The sequence below is a fragment of the Sorangium sp. So ce128 genome (assembly GCF_051525245.1).
Lineage (GTDB): Bacteria > Myxococcota_A > Polyangia > Polyangiales > Polyangiaceae > Sorangium > Sorangium cellulosum_B.
On the sequence record NZ_CP150313.1, the window covers coordinates 10148412 to 10169893 of the forward strand.

At 68.3% G+C, this 21482-nt stretch carries 2 protein-coding genes; both read left to right on the forward strand.

Translation table 11 applies throughout. The features are described from left to right. Nucleotides 1-923: 923 nt before the first annotated feature. Entirely contained in the window at nucleotides 924-19940 is a 19017-nt protein-coding gene (locus tag WME82_RS38485; RefSeq protein WP_438039406.1) for a hypothetical protein, read from the forward strand. Nucleotides 19941-20086: 146 nt separating this feature from the next. Beyond that, nucleotides 20087-21346 (forward strand): metallophosphoesterase family protein, encoded by a 1260-nt coding sequence (locus WME82_RS38490; protein WP_438039407.1) that lies wholly within the window; start codon nucleotides 20087-20089, stop codon nucleotides 21344-21346. The last annotated feature ends 136 nt before the right edge of the window (nucleotides 21347-21482 follow it).

Genomic DNA, 21482 nt, shown 5'->3' on the forward strand with positions numbered 1-21482 from the left:
AGTCCGATGGCGGCCTCCCCAAGGGCTCCACCCAGCCTCAGACCACCGAGCCCACCGTCAGGCCTCGATCCGCCGCTTCCGATGGCGGCCTCCCCAGGGGCTCTACACAGCCTCAGACCACCGAACCCACCGTCAGGCCTCGCTCCGCCGCTTCCGATGGCGGCCTCCCCAGGGGCTCTACACAGCCTCAGACCACCGAGCCCATCGTCAGGCCTCGATCCGCCGCTTCCGATGGCGGCCTCCCCAGGGGCTCTACACAGCCTCAGACCACCGAGCCCATCGTCAGGCCCCGCTCCGCCGATGGCGGCCTCCCCAGGGGCTCCACACAGCCTCAGACCACCGAGCCCATCGTCAGGCCCCGCTCCGCCGATGGCGGCCTGCCCAAGGGCTCCACACAGCCTCAAACCACCGAGCCCACCGTCAGGCCTCGCTCCGCCGATGGCGGCCTGCCCAAGGGCTCCACACAGCCTCAGACCACCGAACCCACCGTCAGGCCTCGCTCCGCCCCTTCCGATGGCGGCCTGCCCAAGGGCTCCACCCAGCCTCAGACCACCGAGCCCACCGTCAGGCCTCGCTCCGCCGATGGCGGCCTGCCCAAGGGCTCCACCCAGCCTCAGACCACCGAGCCCACCGTCAGGCCTCGCTCCGCCCCTTCCGATGGCGGCCTCCCCAAGGGCTCCACCCAGCCTCAGACCACCGAGCCCACCGTCAGGCCTCGCTCCGCCGATGGCGGCCTCCCCAGGGGCTCCACCCAGCCTCAGACCACCGAGCCCACCGCCAGGCTTCAATCCGCCCCTTCCGATGGCGGCCTCCCCAAGGGCTCCACCCAGCCTACCGACCAGCCATCTCCAGGCCTCGGCAAGGGTCCCCAAGGGAACACCAAGGCGACGGAGCCAGGAAGCACGGCTCCCAAGGGGGGCGAGGTGCCCGGAGGGACACCCGCGAAGGAGACGGTCGCAAAGGACAGCACGTCAGCTCAGACCTCCCCCAAGACGGGCGAGACCGGCGCGAAGAGCACCCCCGCCCCTAAACCCGCTGCCACCGCGGAGCCCACGCCCGCCAAGCCCTCCACCTCGAAGTCACCGCCCGCGGGGCAGGGCTCCCGGCAGCCGGGGGCCGGCGGCTCGGGACCGACGCCGGGACACTCGTCCACCACGGCCGACCCAGCGCAGGACGGCAAGGTGACATGGATCGCGGACAAGGCCGTCAAGAAGTCCGAATGGAGGACTCAAACGGGTAGAGGCAGCCGCAAGAAGGCGAAGCGAGGCCTCCCGAGCATCGCCGACCAGCTGACCAGCGGCGGCTTCCCCGCCCATCCCGCGCAGGCGAAGAAGGATCTCGGGAAGCGCTTCCCGAAAGGACCGCTGTTCAACGAAGCCGAGTGGAACGCCTTCGAGCAGCTCTCCTCGACCCCTCAGGGACAGCGCTGGCTCAACGCCTCCGGCATGCTCACGCTCGACCAGGTCAAGCAGTACCTGTCGGACGACAAGGACGACAATCCCGAGAAGTTCCGCGGCTTCCACCAGCTCCACAAGCCGAGCAAGGTCGTCCTCGCGAGCTACGTCTCTCGACAGAGGAACAGCGGCGAGGGCGGGCAACGCTTCGAGGGCACCCCTCCAGCCGCGGTGGCCCTGTCGATGGAGGCGAGGCACGCGAGCGACCCGGCGAGGCGGGACGAGCTCAAGCAGGAGATCGATCGGGGCATCGCGGCAGAATGGGCCAAGACGCTCGAGCACACGGCGCCGAACGACGACGCGACCAAGGCGATCGCGCAAGGCGCCGTGCCGAACCCGACGGGAAGCGGCACCCTCTCGAACGACGATGTCCTCGACAGGTACAACCAGTCGATCGAGGTGCTCACGAACGTCTTTCACCTGCTCCAGGAAGGCGCCGAGATCTACGACGACAGCGCAAAGAGCCATGTCCCGCTCCGCGACGTCCCCGTCGCCAAGCTCCTCTCCCACGGCGGCCGGGTCAACATCCAGATCCCCGCGGGCACGCCTCCGTACGCGGTGACCGAGCTCCTCGGCATCACCGACGGGCACGGCAACCCGAAGGCCGGCGTGTTCCCGCGCGCCTTCGGGACGCACCACATCGCGCTCGGCAAGGGCAAATTCAAGGAGGAAGGAGGACACGTCGCCGCCATCAAGTCCAAGCTCGATGACACCGAGCTCTACGGCATGAACCTCGCCATCGGCGGCCTCGGCCTCAAGGACTTCAACGGCGACGTCATCCTGCCAGACGGCGCTCACGGCCACATCTTCATCGGCCACCGGCCGCCCAGGTCGGACAGGCCGGGCGCCCTCCAGATCGGCATCGAGACGACAGGGCCCAACGCGCCCAGCACCGTCGGCTACATCCACAACTGGCGCTCCACCGAGAAGACCGCCAACCCCATCTCCAGCGTCGGCGGCCTCAAGCAGGACAAGATCGGTGACGACCAGATCAAGAATGCTCGCACCGTCGACCTGGGCAAGCTCGGCGACGACTGGGCCGGGGTCCTCAAGGACCGAGCGGACAGGTTCGAGCATGACCTGGCGGAAAGGGGCAAAGACGCGATCGGCGAGCTCGTCGGCCCGCGCACCCTGCCGCCGGAAGACATCCAGGACACCGAGCAGCGTGCCTCCGAGCAGCGGTCGGGAGGGCCCGATCAGGAGCCGCGGGACGACGAGCCCCGCGATCCGCCCGGGGATCGCGCGTCGTCACCGAAGGAAGATGCCCAGGACCCCGAGCAGCGCGCCCCCGAGCAGCCGACGCGAGGGGCAGAGCAAACCTCCCAGGACAACGAGCCACGCGAGCTGCCCGGTGATGCCCCGGAGCAGACGACGGCCAAGGCGCCGGAGGCCTCGAGTCCTCAACCGGGCGCTTTGCCGACGCAGGGCGCCCAAGAAAAGGCGCCGGAGAGACCCGGCCAGCCCCGGCCAGAGGCGGCCCCGCAGCTGCCCGCAGGGCGCCCCGTGGACCCCACGGCCATCACCACGGGGATGCAGGCGCCAGCGCCCGCCACGTCCGGTTCAGCCCAGGACCAGGCCGCGAGCGCCACCGGAATGCCGCCCGATGAGACCCCCGCGCCCTCCAGCGCGAGGAAGCGGACAGCCGCGCAGGCGCACAGCGACGACGAGCAAGACGCCCCTGCGAGCTCCAAGAGAGCGAAGAGTTCGGGGCAGCCCTCCTCTTCGTCGCAGGCGGCTCAGTCCGCGCCCGAGAGGAGCGGCGCCGGCCTCCTGGCGTCCCGGCACATCAAGGCGCTCCACGACTTGATGCAGATGTCGGACATGAGCCCTGAAGGGCTGACGATGCGCGGGATCACCGGCGGAGGGGCGTTCACGAGCAAGCGCGGCAATGACGGCGAGCTGAGCACCGATCTGCGCCCGGACGAGCTGGACACCCTTCGCCAGAAGGTCGACGACTTCTCCCGCGTCGCTCAGGACCTGCTCACGCGTACCCAGGACCTGCCCCAAGAGGACCTGACCCTCTACAGGGTCATCAACGATCTCGACACCAGCTCGCTGAGCGAGGGCGACACGCTCGACGAGATCCTCCCGAGCTCGACCTCATGGACCTCCGAGCTCGCTTTGGATCAATGGGTCAAGGACGGCGGGCTCGTCATGAAGATCAACACCACGAGCCATTACCCGACGGTGATGTTCTCCTACCCCGACGAGCAGCGGGACGAGGACCCGATCGCCTACAATCAGGCGCAGAAAGAGGTCCTCCTGGTGCCTTCGCGCATGACCATCACCAGGGTCACCGACCGGGAGCACAACGGCAAGCGCTTCCGCGAGGTCGAGGTGACGCCCAGAGAGCTTGAGTCCGGCGAGCTCGACGACGTGTTTCAGAGAGCGTCCCAGCGCATCGAGGAGAAGCAGAACGCCAAGCCGAAGGAGAAGAGCTTCGAAGTCGAGGATCGAGCGGCCATCGCCGAGCAATTCGGCGATACCGTGGCCGACGAGATCCTTGGTCACGTCGATAACCTCCCCCACTCCGGCGAGATCGTGGTTCGCGACAAGGCGGGTACCCCTTGGCGGATCGTCTCCGCGGACAGCAGGTTCGGTATCGACCTTCAGGAGAAGAAGGCGACGCCGGCAGACGCCGCCGCGGGCAACGCCGATACGGTGACCGGGGCCCCGGCGCCCAGCTGGCTTCACGCGCCCCCCCAGGGCGACGGCGCCGCCACCAGCAACGTGGACGACGCCGCTTCGGCGAACGCCGGCACGATGACGTCTGCGCCGACCGTGCCCCAGGCAGGCGACGCCGCCACCAAGCAGCTCGGAGGCGCTCCGAGCGCCGCAAACCAGGGTGCCGCTGCCACCGGAGGCCCAGCTCCAGGCAAAGCCGCCGCTTCCACCGCCACCGACGGCCTCGCCGCGACCGACAGCACCCCCACGAACGACGGCAAGGCATCGATCGACGCGACGCTCGAGGCGCTGAACGAGAAGAGCGCCCGATGGTCTCATCCGGCCACGGACGACAACAAGCAGGAGGCCGCGGCGCTGCTCGGCGAGCTCATGCGAGCTCAGGACGTGGATGAGTCGCTCATCCGGAGGCTCGAGGAGCTCATCAAAAACCCCGACTCCCTCTCCCAGTCGCAGTTCGCCATCTGCGCGCTGAACGGCGTGCTCCACGCGCTGCTCACCTCCGACCTGAGCGGGTTCGCGCGCGTGGTCGCGGCCGAGTTCTCCGGCAAGCTCTTCGACCGCAAAGGCAAGCTGCTCGCCGACTTCTCGCTGCCCGCGCAGGGCGAAGACGGCGCTGCCACGAGCTCGAAGGTCGCCGATCCCATCCAGCGTGTCATCCGCGGCGAGATCCCGCTGGAGCAGGCCCCGATCGGCAACAAGCTGCTCCAGAACGGCATCAAGAAGGCCGGGGCCAAGCGCGCCGACGTCGAGCGCAAGGGGGGCGCCTTCTCCGACAAGCACGTCCTCGATTACCTCCTCGCCCGGGGCATGGGCAAGATGCTCAGCAAGCTCGCCCGGGAGCAATACAAGGCCGACGCCGAGAACACCGCCCGCGCCATCCCCGGCTACCTCGACAAGGCAGCCACGAGGCCCAAGGACGCCACCGGCCCGTCCAAGAAGCGGGGAGATCTGCTGCTGTCGGCCAATTCGCTGGTGACGCTCTTCAACGACATCCTGGGCGGCGACGCCCGGACCATGGTCGCCGGTGACGGCTACGACGTGAGCCGCATCAACGACGTGCTCTCGCGGCCCGACCAGGCCCCGTTCGTTCTGGCCACGGTCCTCGACGGCAAGGCGCTCGCCGAACGCGCGGCGGAGTTTGCGAAGGATCCGAAGAAGTCCAGGCCGTTCGAGGACGCGGGCACGTTCGACGCGTCGAGCACGCACCAGGTCGTCATCAACGGCAAGATCACGGACAGCGGCACGCACTACACCGTGCCCATCTATTCCTGGGGGCAGACCTTCTCCATCGACGTGAAGAAGGAGGTCATGCCGAAGCTCTTCACCGTCGTTACCTACGGCTCATTCGCCACGGCGCAAGGGCAGGCGCAGGCGCCTGCCACGTCCGGTACAGCCCAGGATCAGGCCGCGAGCGTCACCGGAATGCTGCCCGACGAGACCCCGGCGCCCGACAGCGCGACGAAGCGGAAAGCCGCGCAGGCGCTCAGCGACGACGAGCAAGGCCCCGGATCGAGCGCCGAGAACAAGAAAGCGAAGAACGCGGGGCAGCCCTCCTCTTCGTCTTCGTCTTCGTCTTCGTCGCAGGCGGCGCAGCCCGCGCTCGCGAGGAGCGGCACCGGCCTCCTGGCGTCCCGGCACATCGACGCGCTCCAGGGCTTGATGCGCGACATGTCGAATACGACCCCGGAAGCGCAGACGATGCGGGGGATCCCCGGCGGAGGGGCGTTCACCAGCAAGCGCGGCGAAGACGGCGAGCTGAGCACCGATCTGCGCCCGGACGAGCTGGACACCCTTCGCCAGAAGGTCGACGACTTCTCCCGCGTCGCTCAGGACCTGCTCACACGTACCCAGGACCTGCCCCAAGAGGACCTGACCCTCTACAGGGTCATCAACGATCTCGACACCAGCTCGCTGAGCGAGGGCGACACGCTCGACGAGATCCTCCCGAGCTCGACCTCATGGACCCCCGATCTGGCCTTGGATCAATGGGTCAAGGACGGCGGGCTCGTCATGAAGATCAACACCACGAGCCATTACCCGACGGTGATGTTCTCCTACCCCGACCAGCAGCGAGACGGAGAGCCGATCGCCTACAACCAGGCGCAGAAAGAGGTGCTCCTGGTGCCGTCGCGCATGACCATCACCAGGGTCACCGACCGGGAGCACAACGGCAAGCGCTTCCGCGAGGTCGAGGTGACACCCACTCAGCTCCCGCCGCGCGAGCTCGACGCCGTGTTCGAAAGAGCCTCCGAGCGCATCGAGGAGAATCAGAACGCCAAGCCGAAGGAGAAGAGCTTCGAAGTCAAGGATCGAGCGGCCATCGCCAAGCAATTCGGCGATGCCGTGGCCAACGAGATCCTTGATTACGTCGACAAGCTCCCCGACCGCAGCGAGCGGGAGATCGTGGTTCGCGACAAGGCGGGTACCCCCTGGCGGATCGCCTCCGCGGACAGCATGTTCGGTATCGACCTGGAGGAGAAGAAGGCGACGCCCGCGGGGCGCTCCGTGGACCCCACGGCCGTCACCACCGGGATGCAGGCGCCGGCGCCCGCCGCGTCCGGTTCAGCCCAGGACCAGGCCGCGGGCGCCACCGGAATGCTGCCCGACGAGACCCCCGCACCCTCTAGCGCGAGGAAGCGGACAGCCGAGCAGGCGCTCAACGACGATGCGCAAGACGCCCCGGCGAGCTCCAAGAGAGCCAAGAATTCGGGGCAGCCCTCCTCTTCGTCTTCGTCGCAGCAGGCGCCGCCCGCGCCGGGGAGGGCCCTGGCGTCCCGGCACATGGACGCGCTCCATCGCTTGATGCGTGACATGTCCAACACCAGCCCTCAAGCGCAGACGATGCGGGGGATCCCCGGAGGCGGCGCGTTTACCAGCAAGCGCGGCACGGACGGCGAGCTGAGCACCGATCTGCGCCCGGACGAGCTGACCACCCTTCGCCAGAAGGTCGACGACTTCTCGAGCGTCGCTCGGGACCTGCTCACCGGCACCCAGGACCTGCCTCAAGAGGATCTGACCTTCTACAGGGTCATCAACGATCTCGACACCAGCTCGTTGGTCGAGGGCGGCACGCTCGACGAGCTCCTCCCGAGCTCGACCTCATGGACCTCCGATCTGGCCCTGAATCAATGGGTCCAGGACGGCGGGCTCCTGATGAAGATCAACACCACGAGCAAATACCCGACCGTCATGTTCTCCTACCCCGACGCGCAGCGGCCCGGGGACGCAATCGCCTACAATCAGGACCAGAAAGAGGTTCTCCTTGTGCCCTCGCGCATGACCATCACCAGGGTCACCCCGCGGGAGCACAACGGCAAGCGCTTCCTCGAGGTCGAGGTGACGCCCAGAGAGCTTGAGTCGAACGAGCTCGACGACGTGTTCGAAAGAGCGTCCCAGCGCATCGAGGAGAAGCTGAACGCGAAGCCGAAAGAGGTGTCCTTCGAGGTCGACCAACGACCGAAAATCGTCGCGCAATTCGGTGATACCGTGGCCGACGAGATCCTTGGTTACGTCGGCGATCTCCCCCACCCCAGCGAGGGGGAGATCGTGGTTCGCGATAAGGACGGTACCCCCTGGCGGATCGTCTCCGCGGACAAGGATTTCGGTATCGCCCTTCAAGAGAAGAAGGCAATGCCCGCTGACGCAGCCGGGAGCAGCGCCGCTACGGTGACCGGGGCCCCGGCGCCCAGCCCGACCCGCCCGCCCGCCCAGAGCGACGGCGCCTCCACGGACCATGCAGGCGCGCTGGCGACCGTCACCGGAATGGCGCCCATCCAGGACCCCGCGCCCGCCAGCGCGAGGAAGCGAACAGCCGCGCAGGCGCACAGCGACGACGAGCAAGACGCCCCGGCGAGCTCCAAGAGAGCCAGGAATGCGGGGGAGCCATCCTCTTCCTCTTCGCCGCAGCAGGCGCCGCCCGCGCCGGGGAGGGCCCTGGCGTCCCGGCACATGGACGCGCTCCAGGGCTTGATGCGTGACATGTCCAACACCAGCCCTCAAGCGCAGACGATGCGGGGGATCCCCGGAGGCGGCGCGTTTACCAGCAAACGCGGCACGGACGGCGAGCTGAGCACCGAGCTGCGCCCGGACGAGCTGACCACCCTTCGCCAGAAGGTCGACGACTTCTCCAGCGTTGCTCGGGACCTGCTCACACGTACCCAGGACCTGCCTCGAGAGGAGCTGACCTTCTACAGGGTCATCAACGATCTCGACACGAGCTCGCTGGTCGAGGGCGGCACGCTCGACGAGCTCCTCCCGAGCTCGACCTCATGGACCTCCGATCTGGCCCTGAATCAATGGGTCCAGGACGGCGGGCTCGTGATGAAGATCAACACCACGAGCAAATACCCGACCGTCATGTTCTCCTACCCCGACCAGCAGAGGGACGGAGAGCCAATCGCCTACAACCAGGACCAGAAAGAGGTCCTCCTTGTGCCCTCGCGCATGACCATCACCAAGGTCACCCCGCGGGAGCACAACGGCAAGCGCTTCCTCGAGGTCGAGGTGACGCCCAGAGAGCTTGAGTCGAACGAGCTCGACGACGTGTTCCAGAGAGCGTCCGAGCGCATCGACGAGAGGCTGAACGCGAAGCCGAAAGAGGTGTCCTTCGAGGTCGACGAACGACCGGAGATCGTCGAGCAATTCGGCGATGCCGTGGCCGACGAGATCCTTCGTCACGTCGACAAGCTCCCCGACCCCAGCGAGCGGGAGATCGTGGTTCGCGACAAGGAGGGTACCCGTTGGCGGATCGTCTCGGCGGACGAGCGGTTCGGTATCGACCTTCAGGAGAAGAAGGCGACGCCCGCTGACGTCGCCGGGAGCAGCGCCGAGGCGGTGACCGGAGCCTCGCCCGGGCGCCCAGCGACAGAGCTCGGCAGGCAGGCGACAGGCCAGACGCCGAACGGTCCCGCTCCAGGCGACCCCCGCGCTTCCACCACCAAAGACGGCCTCGCCGCGACCCAGAGCCCGCCGGCGGCCGACGGTAACGCCTCGGTCGATGCGGCGATCAAGGCGTTGAACGAGAAGAGCGCCCAATGGTCTCATCCAGCCACGGGCGCGAACAAGCAGGAGGCCCAAAGGCTCCTTGGCGACCTCATGCGCTCTCAGGGCGTCGATGAGGCGCTCGTCGAGCGGCTCGCGGAGCTCATCGAGAACCCGAGCTCCCTCTCCCAGTCCCAGTTCGCCATCTGCGCGCTGAACAGCGCCCTCCACACGCTGCTCACCTCCGACCTGGGCGGGTTCGCGCGCGTGGTCGCGGCCGAGTTCACGGGCAAGCTCTTCGATCGCCAGGGGGACCTGCTCGCCGACTTCTCGCTGCCCGCGCAGGGCGAAAATGGCGCCGCCATCAGCGCGCAGGTCGCCGATCCCATCCACCGTGTCCTCCGGGGCGAGCTCCCGGTGCAGAACGCCGGGTTCGGCAACAAGCTGCTCCTCAACGGAATCAAGAAGGCGAAGGCCGGATCCGCCGACCGCGAGCGCAAGGGCAGCGCCTTCTCCGGCGAGCACGTCCTCGATTACCTCCTCGCCCGGGGCATGGGCAAGATGCTCAGCAAGCTCGCCCCGGAGCAATACAAGGACGATGCCGAGAATGCCGCCGGCGTCATCCCCGGCTACCTCGACAAGACGACGCCGAGGGCCAAGGACGCCACCGGCCCGTCCAAGAAGCACGGCGATCTGCTGCTGTCAGCCAATTCGCTGGTGACGCTCTTCAACAAGATCCTCGGCGGCGACGCCAAGACCATGGCCGCCGGGGCCGACTACGACGTGGGCCGGATCAATGACGTCCTCGCGAGGCCCGACCAGGCGCCGTTTGCCCTGGCCACCATCCTCGACGGCAAGGCGCTCGCCGAGCGTGCCAAGGAGTTCGCGAAGGACCCCACGAAATCCAGGCCGTTCGAGGATGCGCGCGCGATCGACACCTCGAGCACGCACCAGGTCGTCATCAACGGCAAGATCACCGAGGATGGCGATCATTATGTCGTGCCCCTCCACACCTGGCAGCAGAGCTTCTCCATCAAGGTGAAGAAGGACGTCTTGCCGTCGCTCTTCCCGGTCTTCACGTATGGAACCTACCTCCCGTCGCGAGCGCCGGCCGCGAACGACCTCACCCAGAGCCAGGCGCCGATGCCCGCCGCATCCGGTACTGCCCAGGACCAGGCCGCGAACGTCGCCGGAATGCTGCCCGACGAGACCCCCGCGCCGTCCAGCGCGAGGAAGCGCGCAGCCGAGCAGGCGCAGAGCGACGACGAGCATGACGCCCCGGCGAGCTCCAAGAGAGCGAAGAATACGGGGGCGCCATCCTCTTCCTCTTCGTCGCAGACGGCTCAGCCCGCGCCGGGGAGGGCCCTGGCGTCGCGGCACGTGGACGCGCTCCATGGCCTGATGCGCGACATGTCCAACACCAGCTCTGAAGCGCAGACGATGCGCGGGATCCCCGGAGGCGGCGCGTTCACCAGCAAGCGCGGCACAGACGGCGAGCTGAGCACCGAGCTGCGCCCGGACGAGCTGACCACCCTTCGCCAGAAGGTCGACGACTTCTCGAGCGTCGCTCGGGACCTGCTCACACGCACCCAGGACCTGCCTCAGGAGGATCTGACCTTCTACAGGGTCATCAACGATCTCGACACCAGCTCGCTGGTCGAGGGCGGCACGCTCGACGAGCTACTCCCGAGCTCGACCTCATGGACTCCCGATCTGGCCCTGAATCAATGGGTCCAGGACGGCGGGCTCTTGATGAAGATCAACACCACGAGCAAATACCCGACCGTCATGTTCTCCTACCCCGACGCGCAGCGGCCCGGGGACGCGATCGCCTACAATCAGGACCAGAAAGAGGTCCTCCTTGTGCCCTCGCGCATGACCATCACCAAGGTCACCCCGCGAGAGCACAACGGCAAGCGCTTCCTCGAGGTCGAGGTGACGCCCAGAGAGCTTGAGTCGGACGAGCTCGACGACGTGTTCCAGAGAGCGTCCCAGGGCATCGAGGAGCGGCTGAACGCGAAGCCGAAGGTGAAGAGCTTCGACGCCGAGGATCGAGCGGCCATCGCCGCGCAATTCGGCGATGCCGTGGCTGACGAGATCCTTCGTCACGTCGACAAGCTCCCCGACCGCAGCGAGCGGGAGATCGTGGTTCGCGACAAGGATGGCACCCCCTGGCGGATCGCCTCCGCGGACACCATGTTCGGTATCGACCTGGAGGAGAAGAAGGCGACGCCCGCGGGGCGCCCCGTGGACCCCACGGCCATCACCACGGGGATGCAGGCGCCAGCGCCCGCCGCGTCCGGTTCAGCCCAGGGCCAGGACGCGAGCGCGACCGGAATGCCGCCCGACGAGACACCCGCGCCCTCCAGCGCGAGGAAGCGGACAGCCGCGCAGGCGCACAGCGACGACGAGCAAGACGCCCCGGCGAGCTCCAAGAGAGCGAAGAATGCGGGGCAGCCCTCCTCGTCGTCGCAGCCGGCTCAGCCCGCGCCCGAGAGGAGCGGCGCCGGCCTCCTGGCGTCCCGGCACATCGACGCGCTCCAGGGTTTGATGCGCGACATGTCGAATACGACCCCGGAAGCGCAGACGATGCGCGGGATCCCCGGCGGAGGGGCGTTCACCAGCAAGCGCGGCGAAGACGGCGAGCTGAGCACCGATCTGCGCCCGGACGAGCTGGACACCCTTCGCCAGAAGATCGACGACTTCTCCCGCGTCGCTCAGGACCTGCTCACTCGTACCCAGGACCTGCCCCGAGAGGATCTGACCCTCTACAGGGTCATCAACGATCTCGACATCAGCTCGTTGAGCGAGGGCGGCACGATCGACGAGTTCCTCCCGAGCTCGACCTCGTGGACCCCCGATCTGGCCCTGGATCAATGGGTCAGGGACGGCGGGCTCGTCATGAAGATCAACACCACGAGCCATTACCCGACGGTGATGTTCTCCTACCCCGACCAGCAGCGGGACGGAGAGCCGATCGCCTACAACCAGGACCAGAAAGAGGTCCTCCTGGTGCCGTCGCGCATGACCATCACCAGGGTCACCGACCGGGAGCACAACGGCAAGCGCTTCCGCGAGGTCGAGGTGACGCCCACACAGCTCCCGCCGCGCGAGCTCGACGCCGTGTTCGAAAGAGCCTCCGAGCGCATCAAGGAGAAGCAGAACACCAAGCCGAAGGAGAAGCACTTCGAGCTCGACGAACAATCGGACATCGCCGCGCAATTCGGCGATATCGTGACCGACGAGATCCTTCGTCACGTCGACGAGCTCCCCGACCCCAGCGAGCGGGAGATCGTGGTTCGCGACAAGGACGGTACCCGCTGGCGGCTCGTCTCCGCGGACAGCATGTTCGGTATCGACCTTCAGGAGAAGAAGGCGACGCCGGCGGACGTGCCGACAGGGTACAATCCAGCTCTGGACGGCGAGGACGATGCGGGCGACCTGCAGCCCCGCGCGCCCTCCAGCGCGAGGAAGCGGACAGCCGCGCAGGCGCAGAGCGAAGACGAGCAAGACGCCCCTGCGAGCTCCAAGAGAGCCAAGAATTCGGGGCAGCCCTCCTCTTCGTCTTCGTCGCAGGCGGCTCAGTCCCCGCCCGAGAGGAGCGGCACCGGCCTCCTGGCGTCCCGGCACATCAAGGCGCTCCACGACTTGATGCAGATGTCGGACACGAGCCCTGAAGGGCTGACGATGCGCGGGATCACCGGCGGAGGGGCGTTCACCAGCAAGCGCGGCGAAGACGGCGAGCTGCGCGCCGACCTGCGGCTGGACGAGCTGGCCACCCTTCGCCCAAAGGTCGACGACTTCTCCCGCGTCGCTCAGGACCTGCTCACAAGGAGCCAGGACCTACCCCGAGAAGATCTGACCCTCTACAGGGTCATCAACGATCTCGACACCAGCTCGTTGAGCGAGGGCGGCACGATCGACGAGATCCTCCCGAGCTCGACGTCATGGACCTCCGAGCTCGCCTTGGATCAATGGGTCAAGGACGGCGGGCTCGTCATGAAGATCAACACCACGAGCCATTACCCGACGGTGATGTTCTCCTACCCCGACGAGCAGCGGGACGAGGACCCGATCGCCTACAATCAGGCGCAGAAAGAGGTCCTCCTGGTGCCTTCGCGCATGACCATCACCAGGGTCACCGACCGGGAGCACAACGGCAAGCGCTTCCGCGAGGTCGAGGTGACGCCCACACGGCTCCCGCCGCGCGAGCTCGACGCCGTGTTCGAAAGAGCCTCCGAGCGCATCAAGGAGAAGCAGAACACCAAGCCGAAAGAGGTGTCCTTCGAAGTCGACCAACGACCGAAAATCGTCGAGCAATTCGGCGAAACCGCGGCCGACGAGATCCTTGGTCACGTCGACAATCTCCCCTACTCCGAGGAGATCGTGGTTCGCGACAAGGCGGGTACCCCCTGGCGGATCGTCTCCGCGGACAGCGGGTTCGGTATCGACCTCCAGGAGAAGAAGGCTACGCCGGCAGACGCCGCCGCTGGCAGCGCCGATACGGTGACCGGGGCCCCGGGGCCCAGCTGGACCCACGCGCCCCCCCAGGCCGACGGCGCCGCTACCACCAAGCAGTTCGGGGGCGCTCCGAGCGCCGCGAACCAGGGTGCCGCCGCCACCGGAGGCCCAGCGCCAGGCAAAACCGCCGCTTCCACCACCACCGGCGGCCTCGCCGCGACCGGCAGCACCCCCACGACCGATGGCAAGGCTTCGATCGATGCGACGCTCGAGGCGCTGAACGAGAAGAGCGCCCAATGGTCTCATCCGGCCACGGACGAGGACAAGCAGGAGGCCGCGGCGCTGCTCGGCGAGCTCATGCGAGCTCAGAACGTGGATGAGTCGCTCATCGAGAGGCTCGCGGAGCTCATCAAACACCCCGACTCCCTCTCCCAGTCGCAGTTCGCCATCTGCGCGCTGAACGGCGTGCTCCACGCGCTGCTCACCTCCGATCTGGGCGGGTTCGCGCGCGTGGTCGCGGCCGAGTTCTCCGGCAAGCTCTTCGACCGCAAAGGCAAGCTGCGCGCCGACTTCTCGCTGCCCGCGCAGGGCGAACACGGCGCTGCCACGAGCCCGAAGGTCGCCGATCCCATCCAGCGTGTCATCCGCGGCGAGATCCCGCTGGAGCAGGCCCCCGCCGGCAACAAGCTGCTCCACAACGGCATCAAGAAGGCCGGGGCCAAGCGCGCCGACGTCGAGCGCAAGGGGGGCGCCTTCTCCGACAAGCACGTCCTCGATTACCTCCTTGCCCGAGGCATGGGCAAGATGCTCAGCAAGCTCGCCCCGGAGCAATACAAGACCGACGCCGAGCATACCGCCAGCGCCATCCCCGGCTACCTCGACAAGGCAGCCACGAGGCCCAAGGACGCCACCGGCCCGTCCAAGAAGCGGGGAGATCTGCTGCTGTCGGCGAACTCGCTGGTGACGCTCTTCAACGACATCCTGGGCGGCGACGCCCAGACCATGGTCGCCGGGAACGACTACGACGTGAGCCGCATCAACGACGTGCTCTCGCGGCCCGACCAGGCCCCGTTCGCCCTGGCCACGGTCCTCGACGGCAAGGCGCTCGCCGAACGTGCGAAGGAGTTCGCGAAGGATCCGAAGAAGTCCAGGCCGTTCGACGACGCGGGCACGTTCAATGCGTCGAGCGCGCACCAGGTCGTCATCAACGGCAAGATCACGGACAGCGGCACGCACTACACCGTGCCCATCTATTCCTGGGGGCAGACCTTCTCCATCGACGTGAAGAAGGAGGTCATGCCGAAGCTCTTCACCGTCGTTACCTACGGCTCCTTCACCACGGCGCCAGGGCAGACGACGGCGCCTGCTGCGTCCGGTACAGGCCACGACCAGGCCGCGAGCGTCACCGGAATGCTGCCCGACGAGACCCCTGCGCCCGAGAGCGCGACGAAGCGGAAAGCCGCGCAGGCGCTCGGTGACGACGAGCAAGACGCCCCAGCGAGCTCCAAGAGAGCCAAGAATTCGGGGCAGCCCTCCTCTTCGTCTTCGTCGCAGGCGTCTCAGCCCGCGCCCGAGAGGAGCGGCACCGGTCTCCTGGCGTCCCGGCACATCGACGCGCTCCAGGGCTTGATGCGCAACATGTCGAACACGACCCCTGAAGCGCAGACGATGCGGGGGATCCCTGGCGGAGGGGCGTTCACCAGCAAGCGCGGCGAAGACGGTGAGCTGAGCACCGTTCTGCGCCCGGACGAGCTGGACACCCTTCGCCAAAAGATCGACGACTTCTCCCGCGTCGCTCAGGACCTGCTCACAGCGACCCAGGACCTGAACGAAGAGGACATCACCCTCTACAGGGTCATCAACGATCTCGACACCAGCGCGTTGAGCGAGGGCGGCACGCTCGACGAGTTCCTCCCGAGCTCGACCTCATGGACCCCCGATCTGGCCTTGAATCAATGGGTCAAGGACGGCGGGCTCGTCATGAAGATCAACACCACGAGCCACTACCCGACGGTCATGTTCTCCTACCCCGACCAGCAGCGGGACGGGGACCCGATCGCCTACAACCAGGACCAGAAAGAGGTCCTCCTGGTGCCTTCGCGCATGACCATCACCAGGGTCACCGACCGGGAGCACAACGGCAAGCGCTTCCGCGAGATCGAGGTGACGCCCACAGCGCTCCCGCCACACGAGCTCGACGCCGTGTTCGAAAGAGCCTCCGAGCGCATCAAGGAGAAGCTGAACGCGAAGCCGAAAGAGGTGTCCTTCGAAGTCGGCCAACGACCGAAAATCGTCGAGCAATTCGGCGAAACCGCGGCCGACGAGATCCTTGGTTACGTCGACGATCTCCCCTACTCCGAGGAGATCGTGGTTCGCGACAAGGCGGGTACCGCCTGGCGGGTCGTCTCCGCGGACAGCGGGTTCGGTATCGACCTCCAGGAGAAGAAGGCTACGCCGGCAGACGCCGCCGCTGGCAGCGCCGGTACGGCGACCGCGGGGACCGGCACCCCGCCTGCAGCGAGCGCAGCGAGCCCGAGCGCCATCACCACCGGTTTCAACCCCGCCGCGAGCGTCTCACGGAATGCCCCGGAGGACATGCTGGCAGGGTACAACGCCTCGAACAGCCGCGATCATGCAGCCGCCCCGACCGCCGCCACGACGTCCGGCAGCCCTTCCAGCGCCGAGCAAGCCGCGCGGCCCCAGGGGAGCCCCCTCGAGGATCTGATCCGCACGATCGAGGAGCAGAGCAGCACATGGCCCCGCCCGGCGGACGGCAAGCACAGGGAGGAGGCCGCCCAGCTCCTGAGCCAGCTGCTCCATGCGCAGGGCGTGAGGAGCTCGCTCGTCGAACGGTTGAGCACGCTCATCAAGGACCCTGCCTCGCTGTCGCAATCGGCCTTCACCAACTGCGCGCTGCACAGCGTCCTTTACACGACGCTCAAGAACGACCTCGCCACGGCATCGCACGTGGTCGTCGCGCTCTTCACCGGCAGGCCGCTCGGCCGGCTCGCGGGCGCGCCCGGCGCCGGCACCTTCGGACAGCAAGGCTCGCGCTCTCGGGCGCTCAGCCACGGCCTGGAGCTCCTCCTGAGCCAGATGAAGGGAGAGGTCCTGCCAGCGCACGGGCCGACTCCGAACAGACCGCTCCTCAACGGCCTCAAGACCGCCAAGGCCAAGCGCGACCGCCTGAAGGGGCAAGGCGCAGCCACCCAGGAGCTGGACGGCCACCTCCTCGACCACCTGCTCGCCCGCGGGCTCGTCGAGCTGCTCGGGGAGACGGCCGTCGCGGTGCTCGAGAAGCAGACCGACGACGCCAAGGAGCCCGGCGTCGCCGCGACGCAAGGCGATCTGCTGGTCTCGGCGAGATCGACCGCGGCCCTCATGAACGATGCGCTCGGAGCGAACGCGAAGATCATGACCAGCGACTCCCCCGGCGGCTACGACGTCGCGCGCATCAACGAGGCCCTCGCGAAGCCCGATCAGGCGGGGTTCGCGCTCGCGACCGTGATGAACGGCAAGGCGCTCTGGGAGCAAGCGGCGAAGCACGAGGCGGCCGCCTCTGCACCCCAGGATCCCGAGACGATCCCGCGGCTCGGCGAGGTCGACGCCTCGAGCCCCCACCTGGTCGCGATCGACGGGCCGATCACGGTCCACGGCGATTCCTTCATCGTGCCGATCCAGTCCTGGGGGCGAGCGTTCCCCGTGCGGGTGGCCAGGCAGGACATGCCGAAGCTCTTCGCGGCGTTCGCTTATGGCACGTATCCCCCGTCGCGGACGCCGCAGACGGGCGCCTCCGCCGAGGTGAATTCGCAGGCCCCGGGCGGCGCCGATGACGCGCTCACCGGCATGGCCCCCCGCGTGCAGGACTTCGACAGCCGGGCGGACTGGCGCCGCTTCAACGAGGGTGTGCGCCCCTGGCTCGGCGAGATCCACCGCATCCGGCAGCCCCACGATCTGCGCGGGGCCATCGACGTGCTCTCCCCCGAGGCCGCGAGGCTCTTGCTCCGGCTCTACGACGACCATCCCCAGACAGCGCGCGTCGAGCTGCGCCGGCTCGGCCGCTTCAGCATGAACGACACGCGCAGGCTGAATGAGGTGCTGGAGAGGCTCTCGGAATCCGAGCCATCCGATACCGAGCTGATGGAGGTGGAGCTCCTGTCCGAGCTCGAGGCGGTCGAGCAGGCCCGGAGCGAGGGCGAGGCGTCCGACGCTGAATCGCTCGACCTGGATCAGCTCCACGCCCTCCATGACCAGCTCGACGCGTGGGAGAGCGCGCAGGACGAGTTCGACCAGTGGGCGCGCGCGCAGCTCGACGGCGATCCGTCAGAGCCGGAGGACGCCGGGTCCGAACGATCGGAGTCCGGGGACTCCGACGCTGGGATGTCCGAGCCGGCGCGGCTGGCGCGCGCCAACGTCGAGGGGATGAACCAGCTCCACCACGCGGGCAAGGTCCACTACTCGTTCAACGTGCCCAGCGCGCGCCTGGACGCCCTCACGGCGGTTGCGCGGAACGCCGGCGTCCAGGAGGAGCTGGCGGACGCCCGGACCGGCTTCCTCAACCCGGACCATTTCGAGAAGCAGAGCAGCTTCACCTGGCGCTTGAAGCCCGGCGTGAGCGCGAGCAAGGCGCTGCGGGAGTTCTTCGACCCCGAGGAGCACCTCACCATCGCCGAGTGCGGGACGACGATGCAGGCGATCAACTACCGCACCCTCCTGCGCGCGGTCGGAGACGAGGACTTCGACCGGAGGTTCGGCGGCGAAGGCTCCAGCGTCTCGAACGAGGACCGCCTGATGCTGCAGCGCGACTTCAGCGCCCAGAACCCCCTGCAGCGCTTCTTCGCGCCCGAGGCCGCGACGCTGGATGACGAGGAGCGGGCGGAGATGACCGGCGACGGCGAGGCGGACACGCGCAACGCGCCGAGCTCCCGCCCCGCGAAGCGCGGCGGCTGGTACTACATCAAGAACCACGAGCTCTACGTCAGGCGCCACCCAGAGGGCTTCTGGAGCGGCGAGAACGCGATGTACCTGGGGCGCGCCGGCGCGTCCGGCGAGCAGATGTTCAGCGGGTTCGGCGTGCCCCCGACGACCGAGGAGCAGCTGGCAGAATCCCTGGCCAGCGAGTTCAACCACGCGCCGAGCGAGACCGAGGTCGAGAAGATCCTCAGCTCACGCCGCGACCTGAGCCTGGCGCTGCCGACGCTGGGAGATCTCGGCTCGATCGCTGCCATGCCGCTCACCGATGCGAGCATGGACCACATCGCCAGGCTGCACGATCACCCCGACATCGACGCAGCGCCCAGGGAAGCCGGCGAGCACGGACCCGAGGACGTGGCGCGCCGCCTGTTCAGGGAGACGCTCGAAGGCCAGCGGCTCCAGCAGCCGCTTTCGCCCTCGGATCTCGTCGCCACCCTCAACCTGTCGGAGCTCGACGGGAGGGCTTTCCAGTCGTGGGACCCCGGTCCGGCGGAGAGATCGCTCGGGACGTGGGGGGTGCGCGCGGTGCCCAGCGCGGCGGGCGCGGCCGCCTCGCAAGGCGCGCAGGCCGGGAGCCCAGGGACGTCGCGCGCCGTGCTGCGCTGGACGCGGCCGCCTTCCAGCAGGCACGCGGGGCAGCACACAACGCCGTATACGCTCGTCTTCGACGGCTACTGCAAGCGGTTCAATTTCACCTTCACGCCGGCGTTGATGAACCTCTTCCTCGAGCTCAATGCCGACAGGATGACGCCCGTCAACCCGCGCGAGCCGACCGTCCGCAAGACGACGAAGATCCGGGTCGACGAGGGCGCGGAGTTCCTCTTCCCGCTGCCCAGCGAGGTGAGCAAGCTCGCGAAGGTCCCCGGCGGCTTCCAGAGCATCGGCGGCAAGGTCCTGTCGGCCGAGCAGATCCGGAGGGAGTTCGGCCGTGAAGAGCTCTTCTCGGGTCCGCCGTCCCCGGTGAGCCCCGGACCGGAGGGTCCCACGGCTGCAGGCACGAGCCCGGCGGACGTGGGCGCGGGGTACCGGCCCCAGGACGCCGCGAGCGGCAGGAGCGACGGGGCACAGACCGCGACCACCGCTCCCACGACGAGCGTCGAGGGCTCGCGGGAAGACGGCGCAATCCGCGAGGCGCCGGACACGCGAGCGACCGGCGCGCCGGCTGCTCTCGACGCCGCGTCGATCGACGCCCTTGTGAGGACGCTCGTCGCGAAGAGCGACACGTGGTCCTCTCCGCGCACGCAGGCGGACAAGCAGGAGGCCATCGCGCTCGTGACCGAGCTCCTGCAACAGCTCGGCATGGACGCCCGGGTCGTCGACAGGGCGGGCGAGCAGGGCAAGGACACGCCTGACTCCGAGCACTCCGCCTGCACGTGTGTCCGTTAGCCCAGCGCCCGCGTCAGCCGCCCTCCTCGGGCGCGCTCCGCCTGCCTCCTCGCCAGAGCGCGGCTCGGCCGCTTCAGGCGAGCGCGATCCTCATCGGATGAGCAGCGCTCCCGGCGCCGAGCGGCTAAGCTCGGGCCGCGCCAGTCATGAAGTTCGTCCACGCCGCCGACCTCCACATCGACAGCCCGCTCCGCGGGCTCGACCGTTACCCGGGCGCCCCCGTCGAGCAGATCCGCGGGGCCACCCGCCGCGCGCTCGAGAACCTCGTGGACCTCTGCCTCGCCGAGGAGGTCGACCTCCTGCTCCTTGCGGGCGACATCTATGACGGCGACTGGAAGGACTACAGCACGGGCCTGTTCTTCGCCGCGCAGCTCTCCCGCCTGCGCGCCGCCCGGGTGGACGTCGTGCTCCTCTATGGCAATCACGACGCCGAGAGCAACATCACGCGTCACCTGGAGCTCCCCGAGAACGCCCGGCGGCTCGATCCCCGCCGCCCCGAATCCATCGTCTTCGATCGGCTCGGGGTCGCCGTCCACGGACAGAGCTTCGCGACCAAGGCCGTCACCGACGATCTCGCCGCGGGTTATCCGGACGCGCGGGCAGGCCTCTTCAACATCGGCATGCTCCACACCTGCCTGGGCGGCCGCGAGGGCCACGACAACTACGCTCCTTGCAGCCTGAACACCCTCGTCGGGAAGCGATACGATTACTGGGCGCTCGGCCACGTGCACACCCGGGAGGTGCTCTCGCGCGATCCGTACATCGCGTTCCCCGGCAACCTCCAGGGCCGCCACGCCCGCGAGACCGGCGAGAAGGGCGCCCTCCTCGTCGCGGTGGACGACGGCCGCATCACCTCGGTCGAGCACCGCCCCCTCGACGTCGTGCGCTGGAGCGCCTGCGAGGTCGATCTCTCCCCGGCCGCGAGCGCGGACGACATCGTGGATCTGACGCGAGAGGAGCTCGAGCGGCGCCTCGCCGAGGCGGACGGGCGCACGCTGGCCGCGCGGGTCTTCCTGTGCGGCGCGACGAAGGCGCACGCCGCGCTCCGCGCCGATTTCGAGCGATGGACGGGGCAGATCCGCGCGATCGCCAACGATCTCGGCGGCGCGCTCTGGATCGAGCGCGTGCTCTCCCGGACGATCTCGCCGCTCCAGGTGGGCGCGCTCGAGGAGCGGGACGACGCGATCGGCCAGCTCACGAGGTCGCTGCGCGCGCTGCGCGACGACGAGGCAGGCCTGTCCTCGCTGCTGCGCGAGTTCGCGAGCCTCAGGAACAAGCTGCCCGTCGAGGCGCGCGAGGGGGACGACGCGATCCGCCTCGACGACCCGGCGTTCCTGCGCGAGGCGCTCGACGACGTGGAGCACACGCTGATCTCTCGGCTGCTCGGCGCGAGCGACGCGCCCTGAAGGTCGGGCGCGCTCCCGCGGCGCGCCCGAGATCCGACGCCGCGACCTGACGGCGCGCAGCCCTCCGACCGCCGCTTGACGGAGCGCGGTTCTCCACCATGCACACCTCGCGATCCGGCGTGACGCGAGCATCACC